The following is a 13,666-nucleotide window of genomic DNA, read 5'->3' on the forward strand; positions in this document are numbered from 1 at the left end:
CCCTCATGCCTAATCAGCTGATAAATAAGGCTTTTTATTTAGTAGCAACTTAACTCGTAGTGTTAAAATTGAGCAATTATTTTGCACATATACCCTATGGTCGTTTAATTATCTCTGAATGGAATGGTTTATCAAGGCTATATGAAATCATACTTATATAAAGTTAGTTAATATAAAAAGGATTTATATGTACTTTAACGAACGGCTTACGCTTGCCCATTGTGAATTGAAACAGCATAGCTTGCGGGAATCTAACTACAATCCAATTTACCTCCGAGGCTTAAGATGTGTAGGCTTTAAAGTACGTCCATCTCACTACAACTCAATTGGCATTAACCTAATCATTGGCTGCCTGGGTTTTGCCGTACCATGGTGCATAATGATGGTAATTATATGCTGGTTCCCATTTGATACAGATGCAACTGTAGCCTTACAAAGTTCATTGTTCATGATTGCCACTTACAGTTGGTACATCGCGCTTTAAGCCTACGTCGTGCATAAAATTGCACTAAACTTTCAGCCAAACAATGCATGTATTCCCATAGGCAAGCATGTAGGATATTGGGCCGAGTATATTATTAGCCTAAAAGGTATCTTTCTCATGACTTAATCAAATATATAATAAATTTGAAGCAATTAATTTTCAGGAATAATAGAGCAGAGATATTCGTGTTTAATTTAGTGATTAAGTTTATTAATAGTTCTCGTTGGATTAGCTAGAAATAACCAAATATATATTATTATAGTAAGTAATCCCGTCTAATAATTCAGGATGAAAAGTCTACAGAACATGATTCATCAACATGGCCTGCGAACTTATCATGAGATTCATCTCCCAAAGTTCGAATCTATTTTTGGCGACCATCACCCTTCTCTATATAGTCAATTAGAGTCAACAACGGTCAGCAACCTAAGAGGAACGTCTTATGGTAAGAATACAAAGGTGTCCAGTTTGCGGTTCATGTGAATACCTGCTCATGGGTTCGACAGGGTTTAGGTTATGTCTTTGCGGCGTGGCTTCTTTTGAAGCAATAAGCAAAGCTGAAGCTCAGTTATCGTTACCGCTAAAGAGTTAGTCTAACGACTGCGCTTATCTGAAGAAGCTTTTCCACCTGTTTCTGTACCATCATCTCCGATTTATCCGTACCTAATAAAAGAAAAAATTATAATTGACTATTTTGTAATTAGTGTTTACTCCAGAATAGTCAAATTTAGCACCTTTTGCTTTATAGATTAAAAAATACCCGAACTCAGTTCATTGGATACATTTATACGCCTATAATGTTATTTTGTTCTTCTCCTCTCCGTTTAATTACCATACAATTTATTGCTTTTAAATGGTGCGCCTCATGAAAATCATTATGTGTATAAAGGGCATAAAGATGTATCGAAGAACTGATTTTAAAATAAGTAATCAAGAGCTGAAAGTTAAAAAAGACACTTACCCCATGTCGAGAATTGTTAGTGCTGAAGCAAGGGCTTTAACTTGGCGGGATAATGCTGGCCGCATTATTTTTTGGGGTTTTCTACTATCTTATGCCATATGGTTTGCTGCGTTGTTAGTGTTAGAAGATTACCCCTTATCTGTAACTTTTCCTGGTTTCATATTGGGTGCAGTGTTATTTTCTGTAGGGGCGATATATGGCTTAAGCCAATGCGGGAAATACGAGCTTCGCATTGAATTCAAACACAGCGACGAAACAGGTATTCAGTGGGTATCGGTAGCTAAAGGCAGGCGGAAAGAAGAGTTTAAACTGTTTCAAGAGCAAGCAAATAAAATAGCTCAAGCCATCATATAGCGGAAGATAACAAGATTGCCATTACAGCAGTTATTATAGTAAGTAACAGTGCTCGTTGTGACATACGTTTTTTGCTTTAACGACTCACAATACCAGGGACCATCATGCAAGAATTAATAGATCAATATACGGATGCAGACGAAGATGAGCGTCTTACAAGACAGTTCATAACTCAGATGGAATTTGATACGACAATGCATGTATTGAAAGAGTATCTTGTACCTGGAGCAAAGGTAGTAGAGCAAGGAGCTGCAACCGGGCGGTACTCTCTCCACTTTGCAAAAATGGGATGTAAAACCACTGCTGTCGAACTTGTACCGGATCAAGTCAGTATATTAAGAAGTAAAGTGAAAGAGCAAGGTTTAGCACTTTCAATTTATGAGGGTAATGCCTGTTCAGTTCCGTTTATTGAAAGTCACTCACAGGATCTTTGCGTTATTCTTGGCCCTCTGTACCATTTGCAAACTCAAGAGCAGCGCAACCAAGCGATATCAGAAGCTAATAGGATTCTAAAGCCTGGTGGCATTTTGGCCGTTGCCTACATCTCGCGTTACTTTGTAGCTGGCATGTTTGCGCAGCAATTCCCGCAGCTTGTTACTCCAAAGGTTCTATCCACTCTGTCTGAGTCTGGTTTGGTTCCGAGTAAGTTAGCCGATAGCTTTTTTAACGTGGGTTACTTTGCCACTCCATCTGAAATGGAAAAGCTTGTAAGTGAACATGGTTTTACCAAATTACGTCATGTAGCTACTGATGGCTTTGGTCGATATATTGCGTCAGGTGTTAATCACTTTAGTCCAGAACAATATGCCAGTTGGCTGGCCTATCACCTTAAAACCTGCGATGAACCATCTCTTTTAGGTTCAAGTAACCATGGTTTGGTGATCGCGAAAAAAGCATATTAACAAGACACTACAGATTTCGAGGTATCCTTCTATGAAACAGAACCATAATGAACGAGAATATTTGTTCAAAACACCTCGGTTAATCATAACAGATGCATCCCTCAGTCTTGACTCAAACTCTGGCTTACTAAGCCGAATCGTAGATCTGCTTACGCCACCAGTGGTCAAATCGCTTCCACCACACTTCCAAAATATATCATCACTAGATTCAGCAGATCTTTGGCTAAAGCGCATGATAACGGAGAGCCAATGCCTACTTGTAAAGTCTTCTGAAACTAATGTTGTCATTGGGTTCATCTTCCTTTACGAGGCGCATGATAAATCAGCCCAGATTGGTTATCTACTAGGTGAGGATTATTGGGGACAGGGTTATGCGAAAGAATTCTTGAATGCGCTTATTAATTGGTGTCGAGAGCTTGGTTCAGTTTCAACTCTCATTGCGGGTGTCGAGCAAGATAATACTGCCTCTGCCCACCTATTACGTAAGCTCGGTTTTATTGAATGCATAGACAAGAGCTCCTCTGTTGCCTTCTACGAATACACATTACGCCCCAACGATTTATAGGTAGTCTGCAGCTATAATTCTAACTTCAGGGCTTCATTTTTTAGTACGAGTAACTGAAAGTGAAAAATCAGTATCTGGAAATACTAAAACTGCTATCAACAATACTTTTTACAATTGGCATCGTACTCGGCAGCCTCTGGCTGGAATTTATTGGCATTAATATCAAAACTGAGACAGGAACAATTATTGATACCAAATGCCAAACTCTGGCTCACGGTTCTGTATGCTATAGCAACATAATCCAAGTCAAAGATAAAAAAGTTACAGCCCTATCAAATTGTCAAAATTATCAAGATGATAAACAAGTAACATTCAGTGTTGGAGTTGGTTTTTTTTCAGGTAAAAAACGGTACTCTGTTGACTGTTTTTAACCGCGCTGAACAATCATAATTAGGTCCAAATCGTAATCGATGGACCAAGATAACGGCCATTTTCGCTCAACAGCCGCTTCGTAAATCACTACATAATCTACACTTATTGCGAGCTAATATTGAAGCAAGGAGATGCATATGCGCTCGTTATTCCCGTTATCGACCCTGACCGTCATATCTATTTTGGGGCTTAGTGGCTGTGGTTCCGATTCACAAGAAACTGCTAATGTATCCTTCTCCGTTGCCGATGCACCTGTAGACAACATGAAAGCAGTATGGGTCACTCTCGAGTCTGTTACCTTAGAAAGTGATAGCAAGAAATCCAAAACACAAACCATAATGATTACCGATAAAAATGGCAAAAACAGCCCAATGTACATCAACCTGATGGACTATCAAAATGGTGATACTAAGCTCATCATCGAAAATGCTGTCATTGCTAAAGGTAGCTACCGCTTAGTCTTAAATACTTACGGTTGTGCGCAAAGTGCTAACGGTACTGGCTCAACTGACTACTGCTCAGTAGTTAAATATGATGACAGTATCTATCCGTTGAAAACGCCCAGCAATAAACTGAAACTCGGCGAATTTTACGTCAGCAAAAAGGACTATCAAGCCTATACTCTTGAGTTTAAATTGCGTTCCGCCTTGGTTAATAATGGGGGGGGCAGCAATTACAACCTCAAACCTCATGGAGTCAGTATTGTTGAAAGCGCTGCGGTAGGCAGCATTAGCGGCACGGTCGATATGAACCTATATGGCGCAGGTGACTGCCCTACTGACAGTGGTAATGTTGTCTACCTCTATCAAGGCTGGCATAGTACTGACGGAGCCCTCGACATGACTTTGGGTGATGAATATGATCCTAGTGTTGATACCGATGTGCCTGAAAATGTTTTAATGCCTTATGCATCAAAATTACTTGACCAAGATAACGGTGACTATACCTTTGCATACCTTCCGGCTGGAGATTATACCCTAGCCTTTAGCTGTAATGATGTTGGTGTTAATCAGAACGAACTCACTGGTGATGATCCTGAATATTATGATCAGATCCCGATTGGAAACCCTACATATACATGGGGAGAAGTTACTGTTAGCTCTGGAAATAATACAACTTATGACTTTAATGAATGAAGTAGCGGCAGATTGCTAAATGGTCAATAGTCTCTTCATAGAGGCTATTACTCGTTAGTTATATGGCATAAAAAACAAAAAGGGTTCATCGTCACATTCCGGGGCGACGATGAACCAAATGGTCTTAACTATGACCAGGATTACATCAATGAAAACTTTGATTTACTTGATGCTGTTATTATCTTGATAATGTGCAATATATTTTTTTCTCGTTCTTCTAGAAATAACGAAGACCCTTTGTTTTATCTTTTCACTTGAATACATTTACCCCTCCCTACGACTAACCATATCAGTCAGATGTAAGTAAACACACTATATTAAGCAGCTATGTCGTGGTGTTCTGTTATTAATTATTACTTAATCGGCGCTGTAGTTAATGAATCATCAAGCTGATCGTTAATCTCAATATAGTTTTCGCCCTTGGCATCAAAGATTGATGGTTGGTCTGTCAGAATATTCGTTCCAGTCCAAAACTCGATAGGATTGAGAATTGCGTAGTCAACACCCGACGTAACAGCATATACAGGTGCCATCACCACATTCAACCCCGCTCTGGCATAACGGTTATCAACAGCATCCATATTAAATTTTACTGCCTTGCCTGTCACAGCCATTTGACCTGCACAACCAGATAGCACTAGAACCGATAATGCAGCGGCAATTACTTTTCCTTTCTTGATTTTCATTCTAAACCCTATTTAACTCTTGAAATGGTAATAATTAACTTCAATTAGTAACGTCGTATTAAAAAGCTAACCCAACACTGAAGTTGGAAAATCAGCATACAAGATACGCCACTGCGCTCGTAAGCCTACGTCCGCTTTAGTAAATGTACCCTCATCATCAATGTGATAATCGGAACAGCAGCATCCTTAATCATAAAAAGTCCTTTAATAAAATTCGCGTGCTGATAATAAAATATTGTTTCTTTAACTAATTACCACTTCGTGCCAATTGATTTTTCCTGACATTACTCTGACATTTCTTACACACTAAAATAGCCGCCCTGGGTTTCTGCGGCTATTAACAATAGTTCATTCAAGTTAACCTACATATAGCCCACTTAAATTGAGGTTATTGAGGAAGCGTGTTTTTGTACATTACACCATCTTTCATTATGACTTTCTGTGTATCTGGATTTACGACACATGCAACACCTTCTAATGGGTTACCATCGATGATCAGCAGATCGGCATAAGCACCTTCTACCAATTGACCAAGCTTCCCTTCTTGATATGGGTGTTGGTAGGTAGACATTTCAAACAAACGACCGCAGTTTGACGTTGCCATGCGCAGCGCAGTGATAGAATCGAATACTTTCTCAATCGCTTCCAGTTCATTGGATTGAGTTGCATGAACGTCTAGCGTACCAACACAGTCTGTGCCGAAGCAGATATTTTCAATCTCATATTTTTTGATTAAATCAGCGGAATGCAGCATCGCTTTACCTACGCGCTCAGTCTTGCGGTACGTTTCCTCATTTGGTAGAGGGATTTTACGCTCTGCGATTAGCGACGAAGTAAAGTATGACGGAATAACAAATATCCCTTTCTCTTTAATTGTTTTCGCAATATCGTCATCCATGATAGTCGCATGTTCAAAAGACATCACACCAGCTTCAGCCGCTCGGCGCATTGCATCAGCGGTATGAATATGTGCAGCTACATAAGTACCGTAGTCAGAAGCTGCTTCAACCGCCGCTTTCATCTCATCTAATGTATATTGCAATGTGTCAAGTGGATCGAATGTTGACGATGCTCCACCACCTGCCATAACTTTGATTTGAGAAGCCCCCATAAACAGCTGCTCTCGTACCGCTTTTAGTACATCCGGTCGACCATCAGCAACACGAAATGCTCCCGTTTTCATTAACGGGGAATCTTCATGCTGACCAACTCTTTCTTGACCTCTATTTTGACGATAATCAGAATGGCCACTCGTTTGAGAAATTGCCGCCTGAGATGGCAATATACGAGGACCTGTCGCATATCCATTATCGATACTATTTTTTAGTCCTATAGTGTTACCCGCTACATCTCTAACCGTTGTAAAGCCACGCATCAGCATACCTTCGGCAACTTTTGCTGAACGAATCGCGATCTCTTCTCGTGGCATCCCGTCAATCACGTTAAACGGGGCTGACATCGTAATATGTACATGGGCATCGATAAGGCCTGGCATGACCGTGTGTCCATTCGCATTAATCACTTTATCCGCATTACTTTCATCAACAACATCTTGAGTGATTTTCGTCACAATATTGTCTTCAATCACTAGATTAACGTTTTGAATAAGCTTGTCGTCGGTACCGTTAAATACATTCGCGTTTTTAATCAAGATCATAACTAGGTCCTTATATTTACCACATTCATAATGTCTCTCTACGAAGCCAATTTATCGGTTAAGCCAGACCTATATTTATCATTTCGCGCCAGCAATGTTGCGAAAGAGCATCAATATGCCACGAGCAACATACGAGCGACGCCGGAGAGATTCCATGATGGCTTTAAGGACAACAACAAAACGATAAGAGAATATGCTCGTTAAAGGGTGAGTGCTTGCGGGAAGCTACCTACCCGCGAACTAAAAATACCGATACCTTTGCATGGTCAGAAATATAGTTACCATTGTTCCCAAAGAGATAGTCACGAGCACCGGGGACATGGGTAGCCATAACTACTAGATCCGTGTTTAACGCGGCGATAGCATCCAGCAGCTTATCGTCTAAATCAGCGGTAGGATCTGGGCTAATGATCGGAAAACTTTCAGTTGGAATTGCGTGCTTTTGGCTTTGCTCTTCTGCAAACTGGGCAAGTTTCGCCGAGAACTCCTTTGGGTTACGCGCAATATCTGAAGGTGCAGAGGCCGAGACACCGACAAATATAACCGTCGAATCGTAAGTATTTGCCAACTTTTCAACGATATCCAGTGCCTTGCCTACTTTTTCCAAATGCCTTAAATCGATGGGCATCATAATTCTGTTAAACATTGCTTACTCCTTTGTAGATGCATTATCAAAAGCGATCACTTTTAGAGACTTACAGCAAAGTTTAACGTATATACGCAATACCAATTCGAAGATTCGATAAAATCCCGTCTAGCAGGAATCAGTTAAAACATGAACAATAACTGATTATGCCGTGCTTAACCTCTCCATAATCTTTGCCCCGCCGCGATAGAAAAGCAGCGCCAGTAAAATTAGACTACAGCCGAGTAATTTATTCATAGGCATCTGTTCGCCATACCAGACCATACTCAACACTACTGTCCAAACCGGCTCTAGAACCATGATAATCGCAGCATTCGCTGCGGTAGTGTGCTTTTGCCCTGAAGTTTGCATCACATAGCGCAGACTGGTGGCTATCAATACGCTCATGGCAAACCATCCCCAGATATCGATACTGACCTGCTCCGGCCAAGTTTCAAAGGCCAGAGAAGCCACCAGCCCCATTAAACCTGTGACAAATAATTGAGTACAAGTCAGTAGCAAGGTCGGTATTCGCTGGGAAAAGCGGCTATTGAAGTTGAAATGAACAGCCAGCATAACAGCAGCCAAAACAAACCAAATCTGGCTAGCAGATTGCTGCCAACCAGAAGCCGAAGACAACAGCACCAGACCGGCTACTGCAATCGGTAACGAAAACCAAAACATTCGGGGAGGTCGCTGCTTAAACAGCGGCCAGGCAATCAAGGGCACAAAGAGCATGGAGAGACTCATAATGAATGCCCCTTCCCCTAGCGTATCGCTAACCGAAATGGCGTAGATCCACAGCAGAAGTGCACTCCCCAGCAAACAGCCTACACTCATGGCACGGAGAAGATCACCTCTGTTTACCTTTCTCAGCGCCTTATAACAAAAGGGCAACAAAAATACCGATGCCAAAACAAACCGTGAGCCAATAAACCCAAATGGCGGTAGCCCTTGAATTGCTTGTTTGGAAAAAATCCATCCTGCAGCAGCCAGCATAGTGGTCGCGACCAGAATAAAGTCTGCACGGTGTTCTAGTGTCATAGTGTCCCTGAGTTAAAAGAATAAAATATACAGCGGTATCAGTAATTGAAAGAACAACCACTCTATCGCAAATATGAACATTATCCAGTAAAAGGCCGGCTTCCGTCAGCTTTTTCTAACACCAAATATGAAGGAGCTTGGTTGCCAGTCACCGAGAAAAAGCAATGTATTTTATTAAGCTAAAAATCTCTATCAACCAAATACTGACGGCTTTTCTTTAAATCAGACAAGATGGTAGATGTGTCGCATGGCTCCCTTCTCTGCTCGATAGCGATCCAGCCTTTATAGCCGATATCATCAAGTACTTTGTAAACTTCACCAAAGAGAACGCCACCTTCACCTAGCGGACACATGACCCCCTCAGTGCAAGCCTGCCAGTAACCAATTCGGTTTTGAACTGCGTTATATTGCTTGGCAATATCTATATCACTAAAGTGCAGATGCTCCAGTCGTTCCGCATAGCGAATAAGGCTTTGGGCAGGATCCATTCCGGCATAATATAGATGCCCAGTATCGAGACATAGACCGACATTTGTACGAGGTAAATCTTGCAGCATACGCTCTATTTCATCCTCATATTCGATATATCCACCGACATGAGGAAGAACGACAACGCGAATATGGTACTGACCGGCAATCGTGCTCATTTTGCTGATTGTCTCCATCATATGCACCCACCGCGCCTCGCTCAGCCTTGGAGCCTCATCACTGAGCCCGGCATAGTAGCTACGTTCATCATTCACCCTGTCGTTCACTACCAATATTCCTGTACCAATTTGCTGGAGAAACGCACATAATCGTTCTGTTTTTTCGAGAATTTCGGCTTGTTTGCTTCTCATTGATAAGGGTTCAGAAATCGTACCAGCGCACACTTCCAGTTCTTTTAGGTACAAAGCCATATTTACCGTATCCGCATCTAGAGGCAAGAAGCCATATGGCTCAAGCTCGATACCGACAAATCCTGCTTGTCTAGCCTCAGACAATCCCCCCATCCAGGATGGGAAATGTGAATTAGTAGCAGACTCGATTCCCCTTCGATATGGGGCATATGCAATCAAATTTCTCATGGACAAATCCTCTCTAATATCCGTAGTCATCAAACGTATTTAATTACTGCCAAGCCTAGAGTGAAATCCAGTTTAATTACGTGACGATTGCCCCAGCTTATTTTTGCATTTTCGCAAATCTGATTTGATTCTTTGGCTATAAAACCCTCCTTTTAAAAACCAATAAAAAAAGCCAGCTGGGGTTCCAACTGGCTTTAAAAAGCGTCAACAAATTCTAGATGTAGATACCGTATCGATTGATACTATACCGGTACGTACTAAGCAGTCTCTACCTTATTGCTCTTATGCTGTTCGACGGCATTCGATACTTCAATTGGTAACGTCTGCAACACATAACTTCCCGGCGCAGCCGCTGTCGCGGGGTAATTGGAACTACCCGCCTCACGCGCATCAACTTGTTCGGTTGATTCAAAATCAGCTAGCCAAGCATTCCAGTGATTCCACCAAGAGCCATCTTGACGCTTCGCAGTTTCTAGCCATTTTTCAGCATCAGCAACTTTCTTGTCATTGGTCCAGAAGCCATATTTATTTTTCGCTGGGTGATTTACAATCCCTGCAATATGGCCTGATTCACCGAGAACAAATGTCGATTTACCATTCAGGCACTGTGCACCACGGAAGGTTCCCTGCCAAAGTGCAATGTGATCTTCCTGAGTAGAGATAAAGTAGTTAGGTACTTTAACCTTAGCCAGATCAATATAAACACCACCGACCTTAAAGCCTTTCGGATCCATCAGCTTGTTTTCAAGATAGAACTGACGTAACAAAGTGCTGTGGCATGCTACAGCAACATTGGTACTATCACCGTTCCAGTACAGCAGATCGAAATCGATCGGGCTGTTTCCTTTCAGGTAATTATTAATGTAATAGTTCCAATACAGGCTGTTTTCACGCAGTAGGCTGAAGGTCACACTCAAAGAGCGTCCATCCATATATCCATTCGCTTCATTCTGCGCTTCAATCGCAGAAATTATCGGATCATTGATATAGGCACCAATTTCGCCCGGTTGAGAGAAATCCAGCAAGGTTGTAAAGAACGACGCTGACTTTATCCTATTCCGCATCCGCTTGGCTGAATAATAGGCCAAGGTCACTGCCAGCAAAGTACCACCTATACAGTAACCCGCCGCATTAATCTGCTTCTGGCCGGTAATATCCTCAATGGCTTCAACCGCCTTAACCACGCCATCGAGCACATAATCATCGAAGTCAACATTCACCATACTGGCATCTGGGTTACGCCAGGACATCATAAACACGGTATGCCCTTGCTCCACCAGCCAACGTACCATCGAATTCTTCTCGCGAAGATCCAAAATATAGTACTTATTGATAAATGGCGGCACGATGAGAAGCGGCGTCGCATTGACCTTTTCTGTTAGCGGCTTGTATTGAATCAACTCGAACAAGTCATTCTTGAATACAACATCACCCGCAGTATTGGCTACATTATCACCTAGCTCGAAGGCATTATCATTGGTCATGCGAATCTTCAGTACATCGGCACTGGCTTGCATGTCTTCCTGAAGCAGCTCCATCCCTTTGACAAGGTTTTCACCATTGGTTTCAACCGTCAGCTTAGCCAGCTCAGGGTTCGTAGTAACGAAATTGGTCGGTGAAAGTGCATTTATTGCTTGTCGAGAAAAGAAACCTAAGCGTTCTTTGGCTTTTTCATCCAACCCTTCAATTGAGTCGATGCTCTCTTTCATCGTGTTGCTAAATAACAGATAAGACTGTTTGATATAACGGTAAAACGCCTCATTATCCCACGCCGGATCGCTGAAGCGCTTGTCATCTTTTTCAGGCTTAACAAGATCAGACACATCACCTGAATTCATAGTGACGTTTTGCCAGATCTTCATTTGATTTTCCCACCAGTCCATTTGCACTTTGGCTAAAACAGCTGGCTGCGCTGATGCTTTTTCTAATAATTCGGTAGCATCTTCTATGTTTATTTCATTGAGCGCTTTATTAAGGGGAGTATTCATGGCTGCCTTGCCGGAATCCAGCTCTTTCCACCATACTTGGTTCATATCCTGGAGCTTGGCAAAGTAGTCCGCAAAGAAGTTATAGTTCATTACAATGACCTCAGCATTTGGACTAAAAAAGCCGCCCGCAGAAAGGGGCGGCTGAATGGTCATTTTGTTTACACTGGTGTTGCCTGTTTTACGTTTTCTGCAACTAGCTCTTCAACTTCTGTTTTAAACGACTGGGCAACAGCGTTGAATTTGTTGCTATCGTCGATTAGCTGCTGAGAAAGCTTTGTTAGCGTTTCTAGTTGCTGGCTGTTGAAAGCAGCGAAAGACTGAACATCTTTAACTTCGCTAACAGCCTTAAGCTGAGACAAACCAAGATCGCTATAAGCACGTACCGCAGCAAGTTGTAGCTCAGTCAATTCTTCAACATTCTTAGTAAATAGCTTGTTGAATTTCACGTATGGTGCCAGAGATTTTTCAGTCTGCTCAGAGAAAGATTTAAACATTTCCGTATACATAGCTTGTTTCCTTCAATTAAAAAGTAATGAGTGACGTACCTAGGCCATGATGTGTATCTAGGTACAATCTGAAACACTTGCGATTAAACGCTCTTCAGTACAACTGCCGTACCCATGCCACCACCAACACAAAGCGTGGCAAGACCATGCTCAGTACCTCGACGACGCATTTCATGAAGAAGGCTTACGATAATACGGTTACCTGATGCCCCCAAAGGGTGACCCAGTGCAATCGCACCACCATTCACATTTGAACGCTCAGCTAAATCTTCAACTTGAGTATTCAATTCATCTGCCAGTTCATGCAGCACACCTAGTGCTTGACCAGCAAATGCTTCATTGAATTCAAATAGGCCTACTTCGTTGATATTAAGTTCCGCCTTGTCCAACGCTTTAACCACGGCAGGAACAGGACCAAGTCCCATAATATCTGGGGCAATTCCGGCTTGAGCATAGCTCTCAATTTCAGCCAGTGGCGTTAGACCGTATTTTTCTACCGCGGCCTCTGAAGCTACGATGATTGCACTTGCACCATCATTGATACCCGAAGCATTACCAGCCGTTACCGAACCACCGTCCTTCTTGAAGGCTGGGCGCAGTTTGGCCAAGCCTTCAATTGTTGCATCGGCCTTAGGATATTCATCGGTATCTACCACACTCGTTTTACGGCGAACAGTCACTTCAACCGGTACAATTTCATCAACAAATTTGCCTTGCTCAATGGCTGCCACAGCTTTCTGCTGGCTAGCAAGTGCAAAGTTATCCTGCTGCTCACGGTTCAAGCCTACCTTGGCAACAACATTTTCAGCTGTTACACCCATGTGGTAGTTATTAAAGACATCAGTCAGGCCATCGGCAATCAGAAGATCTGACATTTCAAGGCTACCCATTTTCTGCCCGTCGCGAACCTTCGACGACACACAGAATGGAATTTGAGACATGTTCTCAGCACCAGCGGCAACAACCAATTCGGCATCGCCTGCCTTGATGTGAGATGCGGCATCCATAACCGCCTTCATTCCACTGCCGCAAACCATATTTAGGCTATAGGCAGGTACTTCGTTTGGAATATCGGCATAGAGAGCGGCCTGACGGCCAGGGCCCATTCCCTGTCCAGCACCAACGACGTTACCGAGAATTACTTCATCAAGGTTTGCAGGCTCAACACTGGCTTCTTTCAAAGCGGCTTTAATTGCCACCGCTGCCAATTGGGCGGCAGAAACAGATTTAAGTGCACCATTAAAACTACCTAGAGGGGTACGTTTTGCTGCAACAATATATACTTTAGTCATTTTTTAGCGTCCTTTCTTAAACTTTCA

The 13,666-nt window shown here is 42.3% G+C and carries 14 protein-coding genes; 6 read left to right on the forward strand and 8 right to left on the reverse strand.

All coding sequences use genetic code 11. The features are described 5' to 3' along the window. Positions 1–187 precede the first annotated feature (187 nt). The 6 genes from MD588_RS26145 (at position 188) to MD588_RS15330 (ending at position 4,774) form a co-directional block, all read left to right on the forward strand. Complete coding sequence (locus MD588_RS26145; protein ID WP_407676577.1) at positions 188–484, forward strand: DUF6404 family protein; 297 nt, start codon at positions 188–190, stop codon at positions 482–484. A gap of 865 nt (positions 485–1,349) precedes the next feature. Beyond that, the gene (locus MD588_RS15310) at positions 1,350–1,799 is read left to right on the forward strand and encodes a DUF6232 family protein (protein ID WP_265698271.1); all 450 of its coding nucleotides are present in this window, start codon (positions 1,350–1,352) and stop codon (positions 1,797–1,799) included. Positions 1,800–1,903: 104 nt separating this feature from the next. Next, positions 1,904–2,701 (forward strand): class I SAM-dependent methyltransferase, encoded by a 798-nt coding sequence (locus MD588_RS15315; RefSeq protein WP_265698272.1) that lies wholly within the window; start codon positions 1,904–1,906, stop codon positions 2,699–2,701. A 31-nt stretch (positions 2,702–2,732) separates the two neighbouring features. Next, a complete protein-coding gene (locus tag MD588_RS15320; RefSeq protein WP_265698273.1) occupies positions 2,733–3,266 on the forward strand; it encodes a GNAT family N-acetyltransferase in 534 nt (177 codons plus the stop codon). Positions 3,267–3,325: 59 nt separating this feature from the next. After that, complete coding sequence (locus tag MD588_RS15325; protein ID WP_265698275.1) at positions 3,326–3,637, forward strand: hypothetical protein; 312 nt, start codon at positions 3,326–3,328, stop codon at positions 3,635–3,637. A 138-nt stretch (positions 3,638–3,775) separates the two neighbouring features. Continuing rightward, positions 3,776–4,774 (forward strand): DUF4382 domain-containing protein, encoded by a 999-nt coding sequence (locus MD588_RS15330; RefSeq protein WP_265698277.1) that lies wholly within the window; start codon positions 3,776–3,778, stop codon positions 4,772–4,774. Between the two features lie 353 nt (positions 4,775–5,127). On the opposite strand, the gene MD588_RS15335 is transcribed toward MD588_RS15330, so the two are convergent. The 8 genes from MD588_RS15335 to MD588_RS15370 all read right to left on the reverse strand — a co-directional run bounded on the left by MD588_RS15335 (position 5,128) and on the right by MD588_RS15370 (position 13,639). Next, positions 5,128–5,460 (reverse strand): DUF3332 family protein, encoded by a 333-nt coding sequence (locus tag MD588_RS15335; RefSeq protein ID WP_265698278.1) that lies wholly within the window; start codon positions 5,458–5,460, stop codon positions 5,128–5,130. Between the two features lie 388 nt (positions 5,461–5,848). After that, complete coding sequence (locus MD588_RS15340; protein WP_265698279.1) at positions 5,849–7,117, reverse strand: amidohydrolase family protein; 1,269 nt, start codon at positions 7,115–7,117, stop codon at positions 5,849–5,851. 229 nt (positions 7,118–7,346) lie between these two features. Then, positions 7,347–7,763: a universal stress protein gene (locus MD588_RS15345; protein WP_265698280.1), complete on the reverse strand. Its 417-nt coding sequence runs from the start codon at positions 7,761–7,763 to the stop codon at positions 7,347–7,349. A gap of 144 nt (positions 7,764–7,907) precedes the next feature. After that, positions 7,908–8,786 carry a DMT family transporter gene (locus MD588_RS15350; RefSeq protein ID WP_265698281.1) on the reverse strand — a complete coding sequence of 293 codons (879 nt, stop codon included), beginning with the start codon at positions 8,784–8,786 and terminating at the stop codon, positions 7,908–7,910. A 179-nt stretch (positions 8,787–8,965) separates the two neighbouring features. Further along, positions 8,966–9,853, reverse strand: coding sequence for a sugar phosphate isomerase/epimerase family protein (locus tag MD588_RS15355; protein ID WP_265698283.1), 888 nt, complete (start codon positions 9,851–9,853; stop codon positions 8,966–8,968). Between the two features lie 257 nt (positions 9,854–10,110). Continuing rightward, positions 10,111–11,931 (reverse strand): class I poly(R)-hydroxyalkanoic acid synthase, encoded by a 1,821-nt coding sequence (phaC, locus tag MD588_RS15360; RefSeq protein ID WP_265698399.1) that lies wholly within the window; start codon positions 11,929–11,931, stop codon positions 10,111–10,113. Positions 11,932–11,999: 68 nt separating this feature from the next. Then, a complete protein-coding gene (locus tag MD588_RS15365; protein WP_265698284.1) occupies positions 12,000–12,347 on the reverse strand; it encodes a phasin family protein in 348 nt (115 codons plus the stop codon). Positions 12,348–12,430: 83 nt separating this feature from the next. Continuing rightward, a complete protein-coding gene (locus MD588_RS15370; protein WP_265698286.1) occupies positions 12,431–13,639 on the reverse strand; it encodes an acetyl-CoA C-acetyltransferase in 1,209 nt (402 codons plus the stop codon). Positions 13,640–13,666: the final 27 nt, after the last annotated feature.

The sequence above is a fragment of the Photobacterium obscurum genome, from assembly GCF_026191635.1.
Lineage (GTDB): Bacteria > Pseudomonadota > Gammaproteobacteria > Enterobacterales > Vibrionaceae > Photobacterium > Photobacterium obscurum.

Coding starts and splice junctions, on each gene's coding strand:
- MD588_RS26145 (WP_407676577.1), top strand. CDS start 188: ATGTACTTTAACGAACGGCTTACGCTTGCCCATTGTGAATTGAAACAG.
- MD588_RS15310 (WP_265698271.1), top strand. CDS start 1,350: ATGAAAATCATTATGTGTATAAAGGGCATAAAGATGTATCGAAGAACT.
- MD588_RS15315 (WP_265698272.1), top strand. CDS start 1,904: ATGCAAGAATTAATAGATCAATATACGGATGCAGACGAAGATGAGCGT.
- MD588_RS15320 (WP_265698273.1), top strand. CDS start 2,733: ATGAAACAGAACCATAATGAACGAGAATATTTGTTCAAAACACCTCGG.
- MD588_RS15330 (WP_265698277.1), top strand. CDS start 3,776: ATGCGCTCGTTATTCCCGTTATCGACCCTGACCGTCATATCTATTTTG.
- MD588_RS15335 (WP_265698278.1), bottom strand. CDS start 5,460: ATGAAAATCAAGAAAGGAAAAGTAATTGCCGCTGCATTATCGGTTCTA.
- MD588_RS15340 (WP_265698279.1), bottom strand. CDS start 7,117: ATGATCTTGATTAAAAACGCGAATGTATTTAACGGTACCGACGACAAG.
- MD588_RS15345 (WP_265698280.1), bottom strand. CDS start 7,763: ATGTTTAACAGAATTATGATGCCCATCGATTTAAGGCATTTGGAAAAA.
- MD588_RS15350 (WP_265698281.1), bottom strand. CDS start 8,786: ATGACACTAGAACACCGTGCAGACTTTATTCTGGTCGCGACCACTATG.
- MD588_RS15355 (WP_265698283.1), bottom strand. CDS start 9,853: ATGAGAAATTTGATTGCATATGCCCCATATCGAAGGGGAATCGAGTCT.
- phaC (WP_265698399.1), bottom strand. CDS start 11,931: ATGAACTATAACTTCTTTGCGGACTACTTTGCCAAGCTCCAGGATATG.
- MD588_RS15365 (WP_265698284.1), bottom strand. CDS start 12,347: ATGTATACGGAAATGTTTAAATCTTTCTCTGAGCAGACTGAAAAATCT.
- MD588_RS15370 (WP_265698286.1), bottom strand. CDS start 13,639: ATGACTAAAGTATATATTGTTGCAGCAAAACGTACCCCTCTAGGTAGT.